Origin of the sequence: Stenotrophomonas terrae (assembly GCF_001431465.1) — a bacterium.
GTDB lineage: Bacteria > Pseudomonadota > Gammaproteobacteria > Xanthomonadales > Xanthomonadaceae > Stenotrophomonas > Stenotrophomonas terrae.
Window position 1 is genome coordinate 1 of the sequence record NZ_LDJJ01000059.1, and the last position, 20,612, is coordinate 20,612.

Genomic DNA, 20,612 nt, shown 5'->3' on the forward strand with positions numbered 1-20,612 from the left:
CTGCGCTGGGCCCAGCGCAGCCGCAACGCGCATGACGCCATGGGCAACGATGCGGCGCTGTTCGGCATCGTCCAGGGCGGGGTACATACCGAACTGCGCAGCCGCTCGGCCGAGGGCCTGCAGCAGATCGGCTTCGATGGCTATGCCATCGGCGGGCTGGCGGTGGGTGAGCCCGAGCACGAGCGCAACGCCATGCTCGACCACATGCATCCGATCCTGCCGGCCGATCGTCCGCGCTACCTGATGGGCGTTGGCCGCCCGGAAGACCTGGTCGAAGGCGTGGCCCGCGGTGTGGACATGTTCGATTGCGTCATGCCCACCCGTAATGCCCGCAACGGCCACTATTTCACCTCGTTCGGCACCGTTCGCATCCGCAACGCCCGTTATGAGCGCGATATGGACGTGATCGAGCCCGGCTGCGGCTGCCATGCCTGTACCGGCGGCTATACGCGCTCCTACCTGCGCCATCTGGACCGTTGCAACGAGATGCTGGCGCCGATGCTGGGCACCCTGCACAACCTGTTCTATTACGAAAAACTGATGGCCGACATGCGCGCGGCCATCGAGGCGGGAACCTTCCTGGCCTTCCGCGAGTCCTTCTATGCAGCCCGGGGCCTGAGCGTTCCGGCGTTGTCGGGGGAGTAGCGGCGCTTCACACGGCCCGGGACTAGCTCCCGGGCGCGTGGCATACTTCACGGCTGACCCCCGTTTCGCGGTAACTGCTGCAGGCCATCCGGCCCGGGTGGGTGCCGCCCAACATCAAGGACTACAAAATGACTCTCATGGCTATCCTGCTCCCCGTCGCCCAGGCCGCTCCGGCCGCACCGGGCATGGGCACTTTCCTGCTGCCCATCGCGCTGATCGCAGTGATGTACTTCCTGATGATCCGCCCGCAGATGAAGCGTCAGAAAGAACACAAGGCAATGCTGGAGAAGATCTCCAAGGGTGACGAAGTGCTGACCTCCGGCGGCATCGCTGGCGTGGTCACCGACATCGGCGACAACTTCATCACCGTGGAAGTGGCCGACAACGTCCGCATCCGCGTGCAGAAGGGTTCGGTCGGCAACGTCCTGCCCAAGGGCACGCTGAAGTCCGCTGCCTGAGACTGATCCCTTTCCGTCACGTCGTGACGCCGCACAGGCGTCACGCAGGATCCTGCAATGCTTGAATTTCCGCGCTGGAAGTACTTCCTGATTCTGATCGTTCTGGCGGTCAGCGCGCTGTATGCGCTGCCCAACATCTACCAGAAGGATCCGTCCGTTCAGATCACCGCCAATCGCGGCGGGCAAATTGATGACGCTCTCGAGCAGCGTGTGGTCAAGGCGCTGAGCGAGGCCGGTGTCGCCACCAAGTCGGTGGAGAAGGAGGGCGAGAACAATCTGATCGTCCGCCTGACTTCGCTGGATGCGCAGTCGCGCGCCAATGAGGTGGTGCGTGAAATGGCCGGTGAAAACTACACCGTCGCCCTTAACCTGGCTTCGACCGTACCCGATTGGCTGGCCAACCTCGGCGGCAAGCCGATGGTGCTGGGCCTGGATCTGGTCGGCGGCGTGCATTTCGCCCTGCAGGTGGACCAGAAGGCTGCGGTAGACAAGCGCTTTGAAGCGTTCACCGAAGACGTACGCACCACGTTGCGCGACAACCGCGTGTCCTACCGTTCGGTCGAGCGCCGTGGCGAGAGCGATATCGTGGTTTCGCTGGCCAATGCTGCCGACGCCGACAAGGCGCGTGCTGCCCTGGCCAAGGCACAGCCGACCTTCACCTATTCGGTGAATGGCGAGCGCATCACCGCGACCGTGCCGCAGGCGGAAATGCAGCAGATCGCCTCCGGCGCCATCGAGCAGAACCTGACCACCCTGCGTAACCGCGTCAACGAACTGGGCGTGGCCGAGCCGATCATCCAGCGCCAGGGCGAAGACCGCATCGTGGTCGAGCTGCCGGGCGTGCAGGATACGGCCGAAGCCAAGCGCATGATCGGTGCTACCGCCACGCTGGAATACCGCGCCGTGGTCGATGGCAACGCAGAAGACGCCGCCAGCACCGGCCGCATTCCGCCGGAAGCCAAGCTGTACCGCGACCGCGCCGGCCGCCCGGTGTTGTTGAACAAGCGCACCATCGTCACTGGCGACCAGATGGTCAAGGCCAGTACCTCCACCGACCAGAATGGTCTGCCCGCGGTCAGCGTGACGCTGAACAGCGTTGGCGGCCAGCGCATGTTCGATTTCACCAGCGCCAATGTCGGCAAGCCGATGGCCGTGGTCTACACCGAGCGGATTCCGCAGGTGACCATGGTCAACGGTGTCGAGCAGCGCAGCTTCCGGGTCAAGGAAGAAGTGATCTCGGTGGCCAACATCAATGGCGTGTTCGGCAAGGAGTTCCAGACCACTGGCCTGGAGAAGACCGAGGCCGATGGCCTGGCCAAGCTGCTGCGTGCCGGTTCGCTGGCCGCGCCGATGGACTTCGTCGAGGAATACGTGATCGGCCCGAGCCTGGGTAAAGAGAACGTGGACCGCGGCGTCAAGGCGGTGGTGTTCTCGTTCGTGTTCACCCTGGTGTTCTTCGCCATCTACTACCGCATGTTCGGCGTGATCACCTCGGTGGCACTGCTGTTCAACCTGCTGATCGTGGTGGCGGTGATGTCGATGTTCGGTGCGACCATGACCTTGCCTGGCTTTGCCGGCCTGGCCTTGTCGGTCGGTCTGTCGGTCGATGCCAACGTGCTGATCAACGAACGTATCCGTGAAGAGTTGCGACTGGGCATGCCGGCCAAGAAGGCCATCGCGGAAGGTTACGAGCGCGCCTCGGGCACCATCCTCGACGCCAACCTTACTGGCCTGATCGTCGGTGTGGCGCTATATGCGTTCGGTACCGGCCCGCTGAAGGGCTTCGCGCTGACCATGATCATCGGTATTTTCGCCTCGATGTTCACTGCGATCACCGTGTCGCGTGCTCTGGCGACGCTGATCTACGCCAAGCGCAAGAAGCTGACCTCCGTGGCCATCTGACGCGAATCTCTTCGCAGAAGCCCGCACCCGAGTGGTGCGGGTTTTTCAAGGAACTCCTTGCATGAAACTGTTTCCACTCCACATCGTTCCGAACGACACCAACATCGACTTCATGAGTCACCGCAAGCCGGTGCTCGCGATCATGGTGGTGTTGCTGCTGGCCTCGTTCGCCATCATCGGCTTCAAGGGCTTCAACTACGCGCTGGAGTTTACCGGCGGCACGGTTGTGCGTACCCACTTTGAAAAGAGCGTGGACGCCGACACGGTGCGCGAGCGTCTGGACAAGGCCGGCTTCGACAACGCCCAGGTGCAGAGCGTCGGCGGTGGCAATGACCTGATGATCCGCCTGCCACCAGATGGCGAGCACAACAACGCTGCCGATGCCGCGCAGCAGGTGGCCGAGCGCGTTCGCGTTGCGGTGACCGCGGCTGACAATGTCGCCACCGTGCAGCCGGGTGAGTTCGTCGGCCCGCAGGTCGGCAAGGACCTGGCGATGAACGGCATCTACGCCACGCTGTTCATGGTGATAGGCTTCCTGATCTACATCGCCGCCCGCTTCGAATGGAAATTCGCCATCGTCGCCAGCGTCACCGCGTTCTTCGACCTGATCCTGACCATCGCCTACATGTCGCTGGTTGGCCGTGAGTTCGACCTGACCGTGTTGGCCGGTATGTTGTCGGTGATGGGTTTTGCCATCAACGACATCATCGTGGTGTTCGACCGTGTGCGCGAAAACTTCCGCAGCCTGCGCGTGGAGCCACTGGAAGTGCTGAACCGTTCGATCAACCAGACGCTGTCGCGTACGGTGATCACCGCGGTGCTGTTCTTCCTGTCGGCATTGGCGCTGTACCTGTTCGGTGGTGAGTCGATGGAAGGCCTGGCCGAAACCCACATGGTGGGTGCGGTGATCGTGGTCATCTCCTCGATCATCGTGGCGGTGCCACTGCTCAGCATCGGCCCGTTCAAGGTCACCAAGCAGGATCTGCTGCCCAAGGCCAAGGACGAGGAAGAGCTGGCCCGTCGTCCCTGACCGACCTGCACTGTTTTGCTGAAAAGCCGCGCCCAGCGCGGCTTTTCTTTTGTTCGTGGTATCTGCAAGGGCAGGGCGTTCCATGCGGTGGCGTCGGTTGTTTTCGATGCGGCAGCGCACTACGATCCTCCCGGTTCAGCACGCAATCCGCTTGCGCTGCTGTCTTCTGTTTAGCCAACCGAGGTTTTCATGGTCATCAAACCGCGTGTGCGCGGCTTCATCTGCGTCACCACCCATCCGACTGGTTGCGATGCGGCGGTCAAGGAACAGATCGACTACATCAAGTCGCAGCCCAAGCTGGCCAACGGCCCGAAGAAGGTCCTGGTGCTGGGTGCCTCCACCGGTTACGGCCTGGCCGCTCGCATCAAGGCTGCCTTTGGCAGCGATGCCGCCACCCTGGGCGTGTTCTTCGAGCGTCCTGGCACGGAAACCAAGCCGGGCACCGCAGGCTGGTACAACACGGCTGCGTTCGAGAAATATGCGCACCAGGCTGGCCTGTATGCGCGCAGTGTCAACGGTGATGCGTTCTCCGACGAGGTGAAGCAGAAGGTCATCGAGATCATCAAGGCCGATCTGGGCCAGGTCGACCAGGTGGTCTACAGCCTGGCTGCACCGCGCCGCAAGCATCCCAAGACCGGCGAGATCATCAGCTCCACGCTCAAGCCGATTGGCGCGCCGATCACCCTGCGTGGTCTGGATACCGACAAGGAAGTGCTGACCGAAACCACCTTGCAGCCAGCAACGGCCGAGGAAATCGCCGGCACCGTGCAGGTGATGGGCGGCGAGGACTGGCAGATGTGGATCGACGCACTGCTGGAAGCCGGCGTGCTGGCCCCGGGTGCGACCACCACCGCGTTCACCTATGTGGGCGAAGAGATCACCCAGGCCATTTACTGGAACGGTTCGATCGGCGCGGCCAAGAAGGACCTGGACAACAAGGTGCTGGCGATCCGCGACAAGCTGCAGAGCCTGGGTGGCGATGCACGCGTGTCGGTGCTCAAGGCAGTGGTGACCCAGGCCAGCTCGGCGATCCCGACCATGCCGCTGTATCTGTCGCTGCTGTTCAAGGTGATGAAAGAGCAGGGCATCCACGAAGGCTGCATCGAGCAGCTCGATACCCTGTACGACATCCTCTACAACGGCCCGCAGGGCGGCGCCAATGCGGCCGACCATATCCGCCAGCAGCTGCAGGACGCGCAGGGCCGTGAGATCGCGCTGGTGGACGGCGAAGGCCGTCTGCGTGCCGACTACAAGGAAATGGCGCCGGAAGTGCAGAGCAAGGTGTTGGAGCTGTGGCCGCAGGTGACCAATGAGAACCTGTACGAGATCAGCGACCTGGCGGGCTACAAGGCTGACTTCCTGCGTCTGTTCGGATTTGGCATCGACGGCGTGGATTACGACGCCGATGTGAATCCGGACGTGGCGATCCCGGGGATTGTCGAGGTCTGAGTTTGTTGGTTTTGTAGTTGTGAAAAGGCCGCGCTTTGCGCGGCCTTTTTTTGCATTTTTAGCTAGAAGCTGCCCTCACCCCAACCCCTCTCCCGCGCGCGGGAGAGGGGCTCGGATCGCGTCGGCTGCTAGTGCACTACGAGCGCAGGCATTGCTAGCCCCTCTCCCGCCTGCGGGAGAGGGGCTCGGATCGCGTCGGCTGCTAGCGCGCTTCGAGTGCAAGCATTGCTAGCCCCTCTCCCGCCTGCGGGAGAGGGGTTGGGGTGAGGGCAGCTTTCAGCTTCATCTGCGCCAGAACGCAGCCCCCATCAACCAAACTCAAAATCCATCTCAGCCGTCGGCGGCCCGACGAAATCGCCTTCCACATAGTCAACGCCGGCGCTGAACAACAAGCTCATCGTCGAGGCATCAGCCACGAACTCGGCGATGGTCAGGATGCCTGCGGACTGTGCCTTGTTGGTGATTTCCTGGGTCTTCTCCAGCTGCTCCTTGGCCAGGGTCGGGTCAGCGGTGAAGGCACTGTCCAGCTTTAGGAAGCCGGGCTGGAAGTGGGCCAGCAGCTGGAATGAATCCAGGCCCGAGCCAAACTGCTCCAGGCCAACCTTGCAGCCGATCGCAGTGATGTCGCTGAGGAACTGCTGGGCGTTGCGCAGGTTGGTGAATACCTTGGCCTCGGGAATCTGCAGCCACAGCTGTGCGCCGTCCACGCCCTCGGCCTGCAGGCCGTTGCGGATGACGGCCAGCAGCTCGGGGTCGGAGAACGATTCAGGGGTGACGCGCACCATCAGATGGGTGCGGTGACCAGCGCGGCGGCGCTCGCCCAGCGCGCGGATGGCGTTGGCCACCACCCAGCGGTTGATCGGCGCCAGCAGCTCGTGCTCCTGGGCAATCGGCAGGAAGGTGGCCGGGCCGACCATCTCGCCGTTGTTTTCCATCTGCAGCGAGGTGTCGTACAGCTGGATCGGCTCGCCCATCAGGTTCAGCACCGGACGGAAGCGCAGCTGGAAACCATCGCCTGCAATGGCCTCGCGCAGGCGCTGCACCCAGCTCTGGATGCGCTCTTCCTCGACCCGGTCGGCAGCGCCGGGGTCGAATACCTTGACCGTGTTGCCGCCCAGTTCGATCGCGGCGCGTGCGCAGTCATTGGCACGGCTAAGGACCTGGCCGACACTGGCGATCTTCTCGCCGACCTGCACGCCGCCGATGCTGACGGTGACGGTCGCCGAACGATCACCGATGCTGAATACCGAGGCGGCAAATGCATCGCGTACGCGCTCGGCCATCGCGGCGGTGTGCGCGTAGTCGCCGTGGGTCAACAGGGCGAAATTGTGCTCGCCGAAACGGGCCAACTGCGCATCGTCGCCGATGGCTTCGGCCAGTTTGCGGCCCAGTGCGGCAATCAGTGCGTCGGCCGAATCCAGGCCGATGTCGGGTAGCAGCCGTGCGTAGTGATCCGGCTCGACCAGCAGGAAGCCGTACTGGCCGTCGCTGCGGCCGACCTGGGCGACGGCGTTCTCCAGCTGCACCATGAAGGTGGGGCGGTTGAGCAGGCCGGTGACCTGGTCGCGCTGGCGCAGTGCTTCCACCTCGCGGGCCAGTTCGGGGTCGAACTCCTCGCGGCGGCGGAACACGATCTGGAAGCAGCTCTCGCCTTCGTAGGTGGCGGCGGTGAACTCCATCGTCGCCGGGAAGGTGTCGCCGTCCTGGTTGCGCGCGTCCACCGCGTATTGCGGCGGCGGCGCCTCGCCCTTGCTCAGCGATTTGAGCAGCTGCTTGAAGTTCTCCACATGCTGCGGTGCAACCATGTCCAGCAGCGAAATGCCTTCCACGTCGTCGAAGGATTCAAACCCGAACATGTCCAGGTAGGCTTCGTTGGCGCGGATGTGCATGCCTTCGTGGATGTAGGCGATGGGGTCGCGCGAGGACGAGATCAGCGCGTCGCAGCGGCGCTCGGTCTCGCGCATCTGCGCCTCGATCCGGCGCAGGCCGCGGCGTGCCTGCAGGTCGGTCCATTCGTTCTGCACCACCGACAGCAGGTGGTCCGGTTGCTGGCGCAGGGCGATGGCGCGGATGCCATTGGCGGCCGAGTCCAGCAACATCTGCGCATCAATGTTGTCGCTGAGCAGGATCATCGGAATGTCCTTGCCACTGGCGGCAATCTGCTGGGTCAGCAGCAGCTGCGGAACAGCGTAAGAGTTGGCTGCCAGCACCAGATCGATGGGTTGGCTCAAGGCCTGGCTCAGCTCGTCGGCGCTTTGCGGCCGGGACGGGCGCACCGCGATACCGCTGTTGCGCAAGGTGCTGACGATGGCCTCGGCGCTCTCGGCACTGTCGTCAACGATCAGCAAGCGCAAGGTGATGTCTTTGGCGTTCTGCATTCAGGACTCCCGGGGGACGGGGTTTAATACACGATGCACGGCGGTGGCGTCTATGCGCAGGTCGTTTGCCTGTGACGCAATCCCATGCGTGCCTTGCCCTGGCTGCTGCAAATGCAGCCTCAGGCATGCATCTGCAGGTTGCCGGTCATTATGCGAGCGATGGCTGTTGCTGCGCGTCATTGCTGGATGAATCCGCTTACGCGGCCATGCCGGCCGCGCGCCCGGAGGCCCAGGCCCACTGGAAGTTGTAGCCGCCCAGCCAGCCGGTCACGTCCAGCACCTCGCCGATGAAGTGCAGGCCCGGCACCAGCTGCGACTCCATCGTCGCCGAGGATACCTTGCGTGTATCCACACCGCCCAGGGTGACTTCGGCGGTGCGGTAGCCCTCGGTGCCGCTGGCCACCAACGGAAAATCGGACAGCAGGCTGGCGGCGGCCTTGAGTTCGGGTTCGTCGAATTGGCGCACCGGCTTGTCCTTCAGCCATTGCTCGCACAGCCGCAATGCCAGCCGTCGCGGCATCACTTCGGACAGCACCGTGCGCAGCTCGGAGGCGCCGCGCTCGCTTTTCATCTGCCGCAGCCATTGTGCCGCGTCGTGATCGGGTAGCAGGTCCAGGCGCAGGTCGTTGCCGGGTTGCCAGTACGAGGAGATCTGCAGGATTGCCGGCCCGCTGATGCCGCGGTGGGTGATCAGCATGAAGTTGCGGAAGCTCTGGCCGTTGCAGCGCGCTTCCACCGGCAAGGCAACACCACTGAGCTCGGCGAAACGCTCCTGGTGCTTGCCGCTCAGGGTCAGCGGTACCAGCCCCGCGCGGGTAGGCAGCAATTCATGGCCGAAGCTGCGCGCCACCTCGTAGCCGAAGCCGGTGGCGCCCATGCTGGGAATCGACAGCCCACCGGTGGCGATGACCAGCGAAGCACTGTGGAACAGCCCCTGTGCGGTGCGCACGCGGAAACCATCGGCACCGCGCTCGATCTGCTGCACGCCGCAATCGGTGCGGATCTGCACCCCGGCGTCGGCACATTCGTCCAGCAGCATTCTTACGATCTGCTTGGAGGAGATGTCGCAGAACAGCTGGCCCAGTTCCTTCTCGTGGTAGGCGATGCCGTGGCGCTCGACCATCTCGATGAAATCGGACGGCGTATAGCGGGCCAGCGCCGATTTGCAGAAGTGCGGGTTTGCCGAAATGAAGTTGGCTGCGGTGGTGCCGGTATTGGTGAAGTTGCAGCGGCCACCACCGGACATCAGGATCTTCTTGCCCACCTTGTTGGCGTGGTCGATCACCTGCACGATGCGGCCGCGCTGGCCGGCGGTGAGCGCACACATCAGGCCGGCGGCGCCGGCGCCAATCACCAGTACGTCGCAGCGGGTCACGTTGTCTGCCACTGCTGCTTACTCCGCCGGGCGCTTGCGCCAGACCGGGATCACGTCCAGCTGGATGTGATCATTGAGGATCTGCACCTCGCCATCCTGGATCAGCACGCTCCAGCGCATCGCACGCTGCACCTGCTCACCCCAGCGTTCGACAAACGCGGTAGGCAGGTCGACCACCGACAGGTTGTTGAAGCGGGTCAGGTGCTTGCCTTGTTTCTGCCACCAGATATCGGAGGCATTGCCGCCGTAATTGACGATCTGCACGCGGCGGCTGCGGTTGCAGGCCTTGCGTACGCGCGATTCATCCGGATGGCCGAGGTCGATCCATTGTTCGATATCGCCGGTGTAGTCCAGCTGCCACAGGTCCGGCTCGTCCTCGCTGCTCAGGCCCTTGCCGAACTCCAGGCGGTCCTCGGCGTTGAGGGCGAAGGCCAGCAGGCGCACCATCAGGCGCTCGTCGGTTTCGGAGGGGTGCTGGGCCAGGGTCAGGTTGTGGGTCGCGTAGTAACCGCGGTCCATGTCGCTGATCTGCAGCTCGGCCTTGCGGATGGTGGCGGTGAGGGCCATGGGAATACCGGGTACAAAGACCGCCCATCATAATGCCTGGCCCTGCATCGGACCCCACTCGACATGCCTGCCCCTGATCTGCCCAGCCGCCTGCAGCTCGCCCCAGGCCCGTGGACCAGCCTGCTGGAGGGGCTGTGTGCGCGGTTCCCGGCGGTGGCGCGGGCGCAGTGGCTGGACCGGTTTGCGCGGGGCAGGGTGCTAGACAGTGACGGCCAGCCGTTGGAGCCGGCACAGCCTTGGCGGGCAGGGCAGGAGATCCAGTACTTCCGCGAGGTGGCCGACGAGCCCGTGCTGCCCTTCGCCGAGCGCATCCTTTACCAGGACGAGCACCTGCTGGTGGCTGACAAGCCGCACTTCCTGCCGGTGACCCCGGCTGGCCGGTTCGTGCAGCAGACCCTGCTTGCGCGGCTGGTGGCCGCTACCGGCAACCGTGAGCTGGCGCCCTTGCACCGGATTGATCGCGGCACCGCCGGGCTGGTGCTGTTTTCCAGCAACCCGGCCACGCGTGGGGCCTACCAGCGGCTGTTTGCCGAGCGTCGCATCGACAAGGGCTATGAGGCCCTGGCCCCGGCGTTGCCTGACCTGACGTTTCCCTTGCAGCGCAGCAGCTGCATTGGCCGCGGTGAGCCGTTCTTCCGCATGGCCGAGCAGGCTGGCGAGGCCAACGCACTGAGCCGCATCGATGTGATCGCCCGCAACGACGCGGTCTGGCGCTATGCGCTGGAGCCGGTGAGCGGGCGCAAGCACCAGCTGCGCGTGCATATGGCCGCATTGGGCGCGCCCATCCTCGGCGATGACTACTACCCGCAGCTGATCGAACGCGCAGTGGATGACTATCGTCAGCCGCTGCAGCTGTTGGCGCGGCGCCTGGCGTTCATCGACCCGCTCAGCGGTGAGCCGCGTGCGTTCCGCAGCGAGCGCGAGCTGGGCTGAGCCTCAGCGCCGCTGCGCCAGCCAGCGGTCCAGCTGGGCAGCAAAGGCCTGGCGGTCGCGCGCATGCAAGGTGGCCGGGCCGCCAGTCTGAACACCGGCGCCACGCAGTTCTTCCATGAAGTTGCGCACCGACAGCCGTTCGGCAATGGTGTTGGCGGTATACAGCTCGCCGCGTGGATTGAGCGCCACCGCCTTCTTCTCCAGTACCCGTGCTGCCAGGGGAATGTCCTGGGTCACCACCAGATCGCCCGGGTTGACCCGTTCGGCGATGGCGTCATCGGCAACATCCGGCCCGCCGGCGACCTGCATGGCGCGGATGAAGCGCGAGGGCGGGGTGCGCAGCCATTGATTGGCGACCAGCACGGTTTCGATCCTTGCCCGCTCGGCGGCACGGAACAGGATTTCCTTGATCACTACCGGGCAGGCATCGGCATCGACCCAGATTCGGGTGGCGGAAACAGCGTCTTCGAGGCTCATGCTGCGCAGTCTATTGGATTTGCCGAGTTTGCTGTTACCGGGCTATCGCCAGAAAATTGACTGTTTTCAGCCACTTAATGGCCGAACTGAATCAAATTGAATTTCTGAATACGGTAAATATCGCTTTTTGGAACAAAGCCGCGTATCGTCCATCCCACTGTGCTTGCAAGGGTCACCGTGAATCGTGGCCTGATGCAGTTGATCTTCTTGATCGGCTCATCGATCCGCTTTACCAACGCCTGCAACTCAGTCTCGGCCCCGATCTCCGGTGGCTGCGATTATTTCAACTTATGTTTCAGGAGTTAGTACATGTCTGATCGTCAGACCGGCACTGTCAAGTGGTTCAACGATGCCAAGGGCTTCGGCTTCATCACCCCGGAAAGCGGCCCGGACCTGTTCGTGCATTTCCGCGCGATCCAGGGCAACGGCTTCAAGTCGCTGCAGGAAGGCCAGAAGGTGACTTTCGTCGCCGTGCAGGGCCAGAAGGGTATGCAGGCTGACCAGGTGCAGGCGGTCTAATCGACCCCTTGCTACCGTAAGGTTGCTTGGAACGCCGGAAGCGAAAGCTTCCGGCGTTTTTGTTTGCGCATGTTTTAGCCGCGCAGTTGGTGTCCGCTCTTCATCTGGATTTCGCGCAGGCCTGACGCCGTGTGTTGCCGGCCTTGGTTAGGATGCGGTTTCGATTGCAGGGAGCCGGCAATGATCACGGTGCACCATCTGGAACAATCGCGTTCGCAGCGCGTGCTGTGGATGCTGGAAGAGCTGGGCTTGGCCTACGAGCTGGTCAGCTACAAGCGCGACCCCAAGACCTGGTTGGCGCCAGCGGAACTGCGCAAGGTGCATCCGCTGGGCAAGTCGCCGGTACTGCAGGACGACACGTTGGTCCTGGCAGAATCCGGCGCGATCCTCGAATACCTGGCCGACCGCTATGACCTGCAGCGCAGCCTGTCGCCGCAGCCGTTGCCGGTACAGGCACCGGAGCGGCTGCAATATCACTACTGGATGCAGTACGCCGAAGGCTCGGCGATGCCGCCGTTGCTGATGAGCCTGGTGTTTGCCAAGGTGCGCAAGGCGCCGATGCCGTTCTTTGCCAGGCCGGTGGCGCACAGCATCGTCGACAAGGTGATGAAGACCTTCATCGGCCCGCAGCTGCGGCTGCATCTGGGCTGGATGGAGCAGACCTTGAATCAATCGGCGTGGTTCGCTGGTGAGCGCTTCAGTGCCGCCGATATCCAGATGAGCTTTCCGATCCAGGCTGCCGCCGCGCGCGCCGGTTCGATGGCGGACTATCCGCAGCTGCAGGCGTTCCTGGCGCGCATTGCCCAGCGGCCGGCGTTCCAGCGCGCGGTACAGCGTGGTGGGGCCTTGGATCTGCTGGGTGGTACACGCTAGCAGGTGGGTTCGCGCTTGCAGCGCAGCCTGTTCGGCCCCATTTCCTGATGATGAACGACATCTCCCCGCAGTTTGACAACCGCTTCCGCCGCGAGCTGCCCGGCGATCCCGAGACCGGCGCGCGCCGCCGCGAGGTAGTGGGTGCCGCGTGGTCGGCGGTGATGCCCACGCCGGTGGCTGCGCCGCGGCTGCTGGCGCATTCGCCCGAGGTCGCGGCGCTGCTGGGTTTCGATCCGGCAACCGTGGCCAGCCAGGAGTTTGCCGAGGTGTTTGGCGGCAATGCCCTGTACGCCGGCATGCAGCCTTGGGCGGCCAATTATGGCGGCCATCAGTTTGGCCATTGGGCCGGGCAGCTGGGGGATGGCCGTGCGATTTCATTGGGCGAGTTGCTGGCCAATGGCCAGCGTTGGGAGCTGCAGCTCAAGGGTGCTGGTCCAACGCCTTATTCGCGTGGTGCCGATGGCCGCGCGGTGCTGCGCTCATCGCTGCGCGAGTTCCTGTGCTCCGAAGCCATGCATCATCTGGGCGTGCCGACTACCCGCGCGCTCAGCCTGGTAGGCACCGGCGAGACGGTGGTGCGCGACATGTTCTACGACGGACATCCGCAGGCCGAGCCGGGCGCGGTGGTATGCCGGGTGGCGCCTTCGTTCATTCGCTTTGGAAGCTTCGAGCTGCCCTCGGCGCGCGGCGATGTGGGCTTGCTGCGGCAACTGGTCGAGTTCTGCATTGCCCGTGATTTCCCCGAGCTGCAGGGCAGCGGGGAGGCCTTGTACGCGCAGTGGTTTGCCCAGGTGTGCACGCGTACTGCGGTGATGGTGGCGCACTGGATGCGGGTAGGCTTCGTGCACGGGGTGATGAACACCGACAATCTGTCCATCCTCGGTTTGACCCTGGACTACGGCCCCTACGGCTGGGTCGAGGATTACGATCCGGACTGGACACCGAACACCACCGACGCGCAGGGCCGGCGTTACCGGTTTGGCACGCAGATGCAGGTGGCGTACTGGAACCTGGTGCGGCTGGCGCAGGCTCTGTCGCCCTTGTTTGCCGAGGTGGCGCCATTGCAGGCGGGGCTGGACGCCTTCCGCGACCGCTATGCGGCGCAGGAACGCGCCGATCTGGTTGCCAAGCTCGGCCTGGGTGAGTTCCGCGAAGGCGATGCCGAGCTGATGGCGCAATTCCAGCAGCTGTTGCAGGACGGTGAGATGGACATGACGCTGGCATTCCGGGCCTTGGCCGAGGTCGATAGTGCCGCGCCGGACGTCGCGCCGCTGGAAGAGGCGTTCTACACGGCGGACGGCCGTGAGCGGGTGCTGCCGGCACTGACGGACTGGTTGCAGCGCCATGCGGCGCGAGTACGGGCCAGCGGACAGGCGCCGCAGGCGCGCCGCGCCGTCATGCAGGCGGCCAATCCCCGCTACGTGCTGCGCAACTGGTTGGCGCAGCAGGCCATCGACCGTGCCGAACAAGGCGATCTGGCCGGGATTGCTGAATTGCTCGAGGTGATGCGGCATCCTTACGACGAACAGCCCGGGCGCGAGGCATTTGCCGGCAAACGCCCGGAATGGGCGCGCGAACGCGCCGGCTGCTCGATGCTCTCGTGCAGCTCCTGAGTACCCTTTCTTCGAATGATTGATATGACCACCACCGCCCACCCCGAATGGTCGCGCCCGATCCGCGACGTCGCCGACTTCCCCAAGCCCGGCATCCTGTTCAAGGACATCACCCCGCTCTTGGGTGATGGCGCCTGCTTCCGTGCCGCGGTCAAGGCCATGGCCGAGCCCTGGCGCGATGCCGGCCTGCATGCGGTACTGGGTGTGGAGGCGCGCGGCTTCATTCTTGGTACCGCGCTGGCGCTGGAACTTGGCGTGGGCTTCGTGCCGGTGCGCAAGCCGGGCAAATTGCCGGGGCCCACCTTGAAGCAGGAATACGCACTGGAATACGGCAGCGATCGCATCGAGGTCAGCGTCGGTGCAACCGCGCCCGGCGCGCGCGTGCTGCTGGTGGACGATGTGCTCGCCACCGGTGGCACCCTGCTTGCCGCCTTGCAGCTGGCAGCCCAGCTTGAGGCGCAGGTGCTGGGTGGCGCGGTGCTGGTTGAGCTCGATGGCCTGGGTGGCCGTCAACGCTGGCCCGACGGCTTGCCGCTGACGGCAACGCTGGTTTACTGAAAATTCTGATCCGTCCCGTCCCTGGAGTTGCCAATGCCGAGCCTGAGCGAGCTGCTGTCTTCCTTCGATGTGGGGCAGGGGCTGCTGCTCCCTGACAGCTGGCGACAGGGCCGCACCGCCTATGGCGGCATCCTCAGCGCGCTGGGTGTGGCGGCGGCGATGCAGCACCACGCAGGGCTGCCGCCGCTGCGTTCGGCGCAGGTGACCTTCATTGGCCCGGCAGCGGGTCTGCTGCGGTTTGTGCCGGTGCTGCTGCGTGAGGGCAAATCGGTGGTGAACATGGGCGTGGACGTTTATTCCGATGGTGCGTTGGCGGCACGTTTGTCGCTGGTGTTCGGGCGCGCCCGCGAAAGCGCCATCGTCCATGATTTCGCCGGCGAATTGCCGGTTCACGGGCCTGACGCTTATAGCGACTTCAATATGGCGGCGATGCCATTCGCGCCGGCCTTCACCGGCAACTTCCAGATGCGTCCGGCTGGCGGCGCGATGCCGTTGTCGGGGGCGGAAGTGCCGGAGCTGTTGACCTGGGTCCGCCACCTCGATGCCACCCAGGTGGACCCGGCAGTGGCCTTGGTCGCGATGGCCGATGCGATGCCGCCGGCTGCGTTCGCCAGTTTCACCGCAGCGGCGCCGATCAGCTCGATCACCTGGAATTTCGAACTGTTGGACACCGCGCCGCAGGGTGAATGGTTCCTGCTGCGTTCCTTCAGCCAGCATGCGCGCGATGGCTATTCGTCACAGGACATGCAGGTCCGCGATGTGCAGGGCCGGGTGGTGATGCGCGGCCGGCAGAGCGTGGCGGTGTTTGCCTGATGCGCGCCGCGCGGCTGCTGGGCGGGCTGGCGCTGTTGCTGGCGCTGCTGGGCTGGAGTGCGTGGTTTGCGATCTGCAACGTCTACGAGTTCGCGCCGGACCTGGATCCGCTGGCATTGGTCGGTGGCTGGCTGCTCAGCGCGGTGCTGGTATGGCGGGTGGGTCGCCGCGCTGCCTGGCCATTGTTTGCATTGGCGGCCTGCATAGGCCTGTACCTGCTGCTGATCCATCGCGGGCTGGCTCAGGGCGTTGCGCTGTCGGTTTTCATGGTTGCCGGTATCGGCGTCATCGCTGTGGCGTTTCGCTCCGTTACACGCCAACACTGAGGGCTGGAGTGCCGTCAACGGCCCAGGCGGATTTCGCCTTCAGCCAATGCCTGGCGCAGGAAGCCGAGCACCGCCGGGCCGCTTTCACGGTCGGCGCGGGCATAGCCTTCAGCGGTGCCGCCGACCTGGATGTAGGGGCCGGTGTCGCTGCGGAACGTGGTTGGTTGGTAGAACGGCGTGATCAGGTGGCCAGCGTCGGAGTAATAGAGCAGTACATCCGGCTGCGGCACGCTGCGCCGTTGCAGGTGTTGCATCGCCAGCGCAGCCATCTCACCGGAGGCGCCAAGCTGGTCATCGCCGCCCGCAACCAGCAACAGCGGACCGTTGATGCGTTCGATAGGCAACATCGCCTTCTGCAGCGCTGCGGCATGTACGCCGGGCTGGTTCCAGTTGAGCTGTTCCACATAGGGCAGGAAGGCTAGATCGCGGCCGTCGATGCTCAGTGCGGGTTCGTCGACGGCGCGGAAATCAGCTGGCGGTACATCGCGGCGGATACCGCGGAAGGGTGCCGGGCTGCCTACCCATGACACCGCTGCCTGCAGGCGTGGGTCATGCGCTGCGGCCGCCATTGCCACGATGCCACCCCAGGAACCGCCCATTACCCCAACCCTGCCCGCAAAGGGCTGCGTACGCAGCCAGTCCAGCGTGTCGCTGATCGGGTCGATGGGCACGCGGACAAGATCCTTGGGAAGACCGGGCATCCGGTAGTAGGCAAGCGCGACCGCGACAAAACCGTTGGACGCCAACCATGCTGCATACAAGTTGGCGGTAGTGGTACCGCCCTCGGCGCCACCCAGGGTGATCACCACCGGATATCGGCGGCCGTCGTTCAGTGCGCCAGCAGGGTGATGGAGATTGCCGACCACGCCCTGCAACTGCAGGGGCGTAGCGACGACATCGGCGCTGTTGATCCGTCGCAGCAGGGTTTGTTGGCCGATGCGTTCGCCATCGACGAAAGCCTCCAACTGCATCGTCACCGGTGCGAACCGCAGGCCGTCGGCCTCGTTGCGCAGCGGCAATGGCGTAGGCCGGCCCTTGCCCGATTCCGGCCGCATCGACCAGAACAAACCCATCGCATCGATGCCGGCGTAGCTGCCGGCTTCGGCGCCGGCCGAGGCGGTATCGGCAATGCCGTGCTGATCGGCGCGATAGGTGGCCTGCGCAAGCCAACGGGTGCCACTGCTGTCGTGCATGGACAACTGCAGCTTGACTGGCTGGGCCGGCAGCAGGCCGTCGACGCTGATCCGCACGGGCTTGTCGGCGGCACCATCCAAAGGCGTTACGTTGAGTTCGGCGGCCAGGGCCAGTGAGCTGCAGCTGAGCAGCAGCGGAAGCAGCAGCAGAAGGTGCTTGAACATGGTCGACAGAGGCGGTGAATGGCCCGCGATGTTGCAGTGGCCGGAAGTGCTGCGGAAGTGCTGTCGATGGCCAATGGCACAGGCCGTGCGGTTGTTGGCGTGGGCCGTGCGCGATCAGCCGCGCTGGCGCATGCAGGCTTCGAACGCCTCACGATGCAATCTGCTCAATGGCAGCTGCGTGCCATCCAGCAGCTCAAGCGTTGCGTCGCCGTTGCGGCGCGGCAGCAGGCTGCGCACGCGGCTGCAGTTGACGATCACCGCGCGCTGTACCTGGACGAAGCCGGCCGGTGCCAGTTGCTCGGCGAGCCGGCCGATGCTCTCGCGCAATAGGTGGACCTGGTTGCCGACATGCACACAGGCGTAGTGACCCGCGCTGTCGATGTAGTCGATGTCGGCAACCGATACATAGTCGCTGCGACTGCCATGGCGGATGCACAACGATGCCAGCGGCGCGGCGGTTTGAGGTGGTGACAGATGTCGGCGTGCACGTTCCAGTGCGAGCGCGAGGCGGCTGGCATCCAGCGGCTTGGGCAGATAGTCGATCGCCCCCAGTTCGTAGGAGGCGAGTGCGTGCTGGCTGTGGGCGGTGGTGAAGATGATGGCCGGCGCAGGTGTTGGCAGGCTGCGCGCGAGTTGCAGGCCGTCTTCATCGGGCAACTGGATATCCAACAGCAGCAGCTCTATTGGTTCTGCAGCCAGCAGCAAGCGGGCCTCGGCGATGCTGGACGCCTCGCCGACGATCTGGATATCGGCGTGCATGCCAAGCAGATGCCGCAGCTTGTCGCGTGCCAGTGCCACGTCTTCTACCAGCAGGGTGCGGATCATGTGGCCCGCGCGCTGCTGACAAGTGGTAGCTGGATGCATACCAGGTAGTGCGTGCCGTCGCGCTGCGCACGGATTGCGGCCTGCTCTCCGTAGATGGCCTGCAGGCGTTCGCGGCTGGCTTGCAGGCCAATCCCCATGCCAGGGGCGGCGTCGCCAAGCGGATTGCGGATCTGCAGGTAAAGCTGGTCATCCCGCGATTCGAACTGCAGGTTGATCGTTGTGTCGTCTATACCTGCAGCACTGGCGAAGCGGACGGCGTTCTCGATCAATGGCTGCAGTACCAGGCTGGGTACGTGTGCATCCCAGGCATCGGCGCTGACCTGCAGTTGCAGCTGTACGGGGTGCTGCTGCAACAGTTGCTGCAATTCGACGAAGGCCATGGCGTGCGCCACTTCCTCGCGCAGGGCGACAAAGGGTTCGCTCTGCAGCAGGTTGCGCAGCAGTTCGCCGAGCTGCGCCAATGCCGCATCGGCGCGCTCTGCATCGCGGTAACCCAGTGCGCCGATGGCATTGAGTGCGTTGAACAGGAAATGGTGGTTCAGCCGTGCCCGCAAGGCTTGTTCGCGCGCCTGCGCCAGCAGTTCACCACGGCGGCGATAGCGACGGATATAGGCCAGCGCCTGGCCGATGCCGATGACGGCGATATAGGTGGGCAGTGCGAACAGACTGGTGGCGGTAACCGCATGCAGCCAGTTGTCGGGCAGGGTACGAGGAATTGCCAACTGCGACAGGGAGTAGCCAAGCAGCCAGCCGGTCAAGGACAGTAGCGGAATGATGCAGGCGCCGACGGCCAATAGCTTGGCTGTTGCCGTGGCATCGTTTCCGGTGCCGAGCGGCCAACGCGTGCAGAGCCGCCACAGCCACGGGGTTGCCAGCAACCAACTGCAGTGGATGCCCAGCAGGAACAGCAGCGAGCGCATCAGCTCGGCGGGAGCCAGGCTGCCAGCAGCAGGTCCGGTCAGTTGCACTGCCGGCAAGGTGACCAGAGTGAGCAGCAGCCAACCAGCACACAGCACATGCCACGGTACGTCCGTGGCGTGTGTGTCACCAGCAGGGCTGGACGTGTTGGAGTCGGTCTGCGAAGACATGTACGCATTCAAGCGCCAGGCTGTGCCGGCGCCTGCTTACATCTTGCGGACGCGGAAACGCTTGCCCTTGATCTTGCCCGCTTCCAGCCGCGCCAGTGCCTTGCCAACCTGCTCACGGGCAATGGCGACATAGGAGCGGGTGGGGAAGATGTCGATCTTGCCGATGGCCTTGGCCGACAGCCCGGCGTCGCCGGTCAGTGCGCCGAGGATATCGCCGGCGCGCAGTTTGTCGGTCTTGCCGCCATCGATGCGCAGGGTGGTCATCGCCGCCTGCGGCAGTTCTGCCGGGCGTGCGGTTGCCAGCGGGGTCTTCTGCCAGTTCAGTGGCTTGCCCTGCTGCGCTTCCAGTGCATCGGCACGGTTGCGCTCGCGGCCGGCCACCAGGCTCAGCGACAGGCCATTGCGACCGGCACGGCCGGTACGGCCGACGCGGTGCTGGTAGGTGTCGATATCGGTGGGTAGCTCGTAGTTGACCACGGCGGCCAGGTCTTCCACGTCCAGGCCGCGCGCGGCCACGTCACTGGCGACCAGCACGTTGCAGCTGCGGTTGGAGAACTGCATCAGCACTTCATCGCGGTCGCGCTGTTCCATGTCGCCGTGCAGGGCCAGCGCGGAGAAGCCGAACTGGCGCAGCGAGTTGGCCACTTCGTCGACGTCCTTGCGGGTATTGCAGAACACCACCGCCGATTCCGGCGTGTATTTCAGCAACAGGCCCCCCAGGGCCTTCTGGCGGTTGGCCGGCTCGGTTTCGAAGAACAGCTGCTGGATCGCCGGTGCCTCGGCCTGGCCATCGATGGTCACTTCGACCGGGTCGTTGAGCAGGGCGCGGGCCAGGTCGCGGATTGCTTCCGGGAAGGTAGCCGAGAACAGCAGGCTCTGGCGTTCCTTGTGGGTGCGGCCGGCGATCTCGCGGATCGGCTCTTCGAAGCCCATGTCGAGCATGCGGTCGGCTTCGTCCAATACGAAGGTGCGGACCTGACCCAGGTTCAACGCACGTTTGCGCGCCAGTTCCTGCACGCGGCCGGGGGTGCCGACCACGACCTGCGGGTCATGCGCTTCCAGCGAGGCCAGCTGCGGACCCAGCGGCATGCCGCCGGTGAGGATCAGCAGCTTCAGGTTGGGGATGCCGGTGGCCAGCTTGCGCAGCTGCTTGCCGACCTGGTCGGCCAGTTCGCGGGTCGGGCACAGTACCAGTGCCTGGGTGCGGCTGATGGACAGGTCGAGGCGGTTGAGCAGGCCCAGGCCGAAGGCGGCGGTCTTGCCGCTGCCAGTGGGGGCCTGCGCGATCACGTCGCGGCCTTCCAGGATCGGCGGCAGGGCCAGCGCCTGTACCGGCGTCATCGAGGTATAGCCCAGCGCGTCGATGCCAGGAGCGAGTGCCGGCGACAGCGGCAGGGTTGAGAAGTCAGTCATGGCGTATTTTCG

Annotated in this window: 20 protein-coding genes; 12 read left to right on the forward strand and 8 right to left on the reverse strand. The window is 64.6% G+C overall.

The features are described from left to right. From ABB27_RS15975 to fabV, 5 genes are all read left to right on the forward strand, one after another. A partial coding sequence (locus ABB27_RS15975; protein ID WP_152984634.1) for a tRNA guanosine(34) transglycosylase Tgt occupies positions 1-645 on the forward strand: 645 nt, incomplete at its 5' end. A 128-nt stretch (positions 646-773) separates the two neighbouring features. Continuing rightward, on the forward strand, positions 774-1,103 hold the full coding sequence (gene yajC / locus ABB27_RS15980; RefSeq protein ID WP_057629810.1) for a preprotein translocase subunit YajC: 330 nt from the start codon (positions 774-776) through the stop codon (positions 1,101-1,103). A 57-nt stretch (positions 1,104-1,160) separates the two neighbouring features. Beyond that, complete coding sequence (gene secD, locus ABB27_RS15985; protein ID WP_057629784.1) at positions 1,161-3,005, forward strand: protein translocase subunit SecD; 1,845 nt, start codon at positions 1,161-1,163, stop codon at positions 3,003-3,005. Positions 3,006-3,066: 61 nt separating this feature from the next. Continuing rightward, positions 3,067-4,035 carry a protein translocase subunit SecF gene (gene secF / locus ABB27_RS15990; protein WP_057629785.1) on the forward strand — a complete coding sequence of 323 codons (969 nt, stop codon included), beginning with the start codon at positions 3,067-3,069 and terminating at the stop codon, positions 4,033-4,035. Between the two features lie 189 nt (positions 4,036-4,224). Then, entirely contained in the window at positions 4,225-5,484 is a 1,260-nt protein-coding gene (gene fabV / locus ABB27_RS15995) for an enoyl-ACP reductase FabV (protein ID WP_057629786.1), read from the forward strand. Positions 5,485-5,792: 308 nt separating this feature from the next. Here fabV and ABB27_RS16000 read toward each other — a convergent pair whose 3' ends face one another. From ABB27_RS16000 to ABB27_RS16010, 3 genes are all read right to left on the reverse strand, one after another. Then, positions 5,793-7,862, reverse strand: a complete 2,070-nt coding sequence (locus tag ABB27_RS16000) for a GGDEF/EAL domain-containing response regulator (protein ID WP_057629787.1) — start codon at positions 7,860-7,862, stop codon at positions 5,793-5,795. Between the two features lie 196 nt (positions 7,863-8,058). Next, on the reverse strand, positions 8,059-9,249 hold the full coding sequence (locus tag ABB27_RS16005) for a BaiN/RdsA family NAD(P)/FAD-dependent oxidoreductase (RefSeq protein WP_275452873.1): 1,191 nt from the start codon (positions 9,247-9,249) through the stop codon (positions 8,059-8,061). Between the two features lie 6 nt (positions 9,250-9,255). Further along, the gene (locus tag ABB27_RS16010) at positions 9,256-9,804 is read right to left on the reverse strand and encodes a YaeQ family protein (RefSeq protein ID WP_057629788.1); all 549 of its coding nucleotides are present in this window, start codon (positions 9,802-9,804) and stop codon (positions 9,256-9,258) included. A 63-nt stretch (positions 9,805-9,867) separates the two neighbouring features. On the opposite strand from ABB27_RS16010, the gene ABB27_RS16015 reads away from it, so the two are divergent. Beyond that, positions 9,868-10,737: a pseudouridine synthase gene (locus ABB27_RS16015; protein ID WP_057629789.1), complete on the forward strand. Its 870-nt coding sequence runs from the start codon at positions 9,868-9,870 to the stop codon at positions 10,735-10,737. A 3-nt stretch (positions 10,738-10,740) separates the two neighbouring features. On the opposite strand, the gene ABB27_RS16020 is transcribed toward ABB27_RS16015, so the two are convergent. Then, the gene (locus ABB27_RS16020; protein WP_057629790.1) at positions 10,741-11,214 is read right to left on the reverse strand and encodes a YaiI/YqxD family protein; all 474 of its coding nucleotides are present in this window, start codon (positions 11,212-11,214) and stop codon (positions 10,741-10,743) included. Positions 11,215-11,523: 309 nt separating this feature from the next. On the opposite strand from ABB27_RS16020, the gene ABB27_RS16025 reads away from it, so the two are divergent. From ABB27_RS16025 to ABB27_RS16050, 6 genes are all read left to right on the forward strand, one after another. After that, a complete protein-coding gene (locus tag ABB27_RS16025; RefSeq protein WP_054659637.1) occupies positions 11,524-11,733 on the forward strand; it encodes a cold-shock protein in 210 nt (69 codons plus the stop codon). Positions 11,734-11,913: 180 nt separating this feature from the next. Then, a complete protein-coding gene (locus ABB27_RS16030; protein WP_057629791.1) occupies positions 11,914-12,606 on the forward strand; it encodes a glutathione S-transferase family protein in 693 nt (230 codons plus the stop codon). A 50-nt stretch (positions 12,607-12,656) separates the two neighbouring features. Then, the gene (locus ABB27_RS16035) at positions 12,657-14,219 is read left to right on the forward strand and encodes a protein adenylyltransferase SelO (RefSeq protein ID WP_057629812.1); all 1,563 of its coding nucleotides are present in this window, start codon (positions 12,657-12,659) and stop codon (positions 14,217-14,219) included. Positions 14,220-14,234: 15 nt separating this feature from the next. Continuing rightward, entirely contained in the window at positions 14,235-14,777 is a 543-nt protein-coding gene (locus tag ABB27_RS16040; protein ID WP_152984635.1) for an adenine phosphoribosyltransferase, read from the forward strand. 33 nt (positions 14,778-14,810) lie between these two features. After that, entirely contained in the window at positions 14,811-15,590 is a 780-nt protein-coding gene (locus ABB27_RS16045; RefSeq protein ID WP_057629793.1) for a thioesterase family protein, read from the forward strand. Further along, the gene (locus tag ABB27_RS16050) at positions 15,590-15,916 is read left to right on the forward strand and encodes a hypothetical protein (RefSeq protein ID WP_057629794.1); all 327 of its coding nucleotides are present in this window, start codon (positions 15,590-15,592) and stop codon (positions 15,914-15,916) included. Before ABB27_RS16045 ends, ABB27_RS16050 begins: the two co-directional genes overlap by 1 nt. A gap of 14 nt (positions 15,917-15,930) precedes the next feature. On the opposite strand, the gene ABB27_RS16055 is transcribed toward ABB27_RS16050, so the two are convergent. The 4 genes from ABB27_RS16055 to dbpA all read right to left on the reverse strand — a co-directional run bounded on the left by ABB27_RS16055 (position 15,931) and on the right by dbpA (position 20,600). After that, positions 15,931-17,274 carry an acyl-CoA thioesterase/bile acid-CoA:amino acid N-acyltransferase family protein gene (locus tag ABB27_RS16055; RefSeq protein WP_057629795.1) on the reverse strand — a complete coding sequence of 448 codons (1,344 nt, stop codon included), beginning with the start codon at positions 17,272-17,274 and terminating at the stop codon, positions 15,931-15,933. Between the two features lie 114 nt (positions 17,275-17,388). Further along, positions 17,389-18,099, reverse strand: coding sequence for a LytR/AlgR family response regulator transcription factor (locus tag ABB27_RS16060; protein ID WP_057629796.1), 711 nt, complete (start codon positions 18,097-18,099; stop codon positions 17,389-17,391). Continuing rightward, positions 18,096-19,187 carry a sensor histidine kinase gene (locus tag ABB27_RS16065; protein WP_057629797.1) on the reverse strand — a complete coding sequence of 364 codons (1,092 nt, stop codon included), beginning with the start codon at positions 19,185-19,187 and terminating at the stop codon, positions 18,096-18,098. The genes ABB27_RS16060 and ABB27_RS16065 overlap by 4 nt, the downstream gene beginning before the upstream one ends. 36 nt (positions 19,188-19,223) lie before the next feature. After that, entirely contained in the window at positions 19,224-20,600 is a 1,377-nt protein-coding gene (dbpA, locus tag ABB27_RS16070) for an ATP-dependent RNA helicase DbpA (RefSeq protein ID WP_057629798.1), read from the reverse strand. Positions 20,601-20,612: the final 12 nt, after the last annotated feature.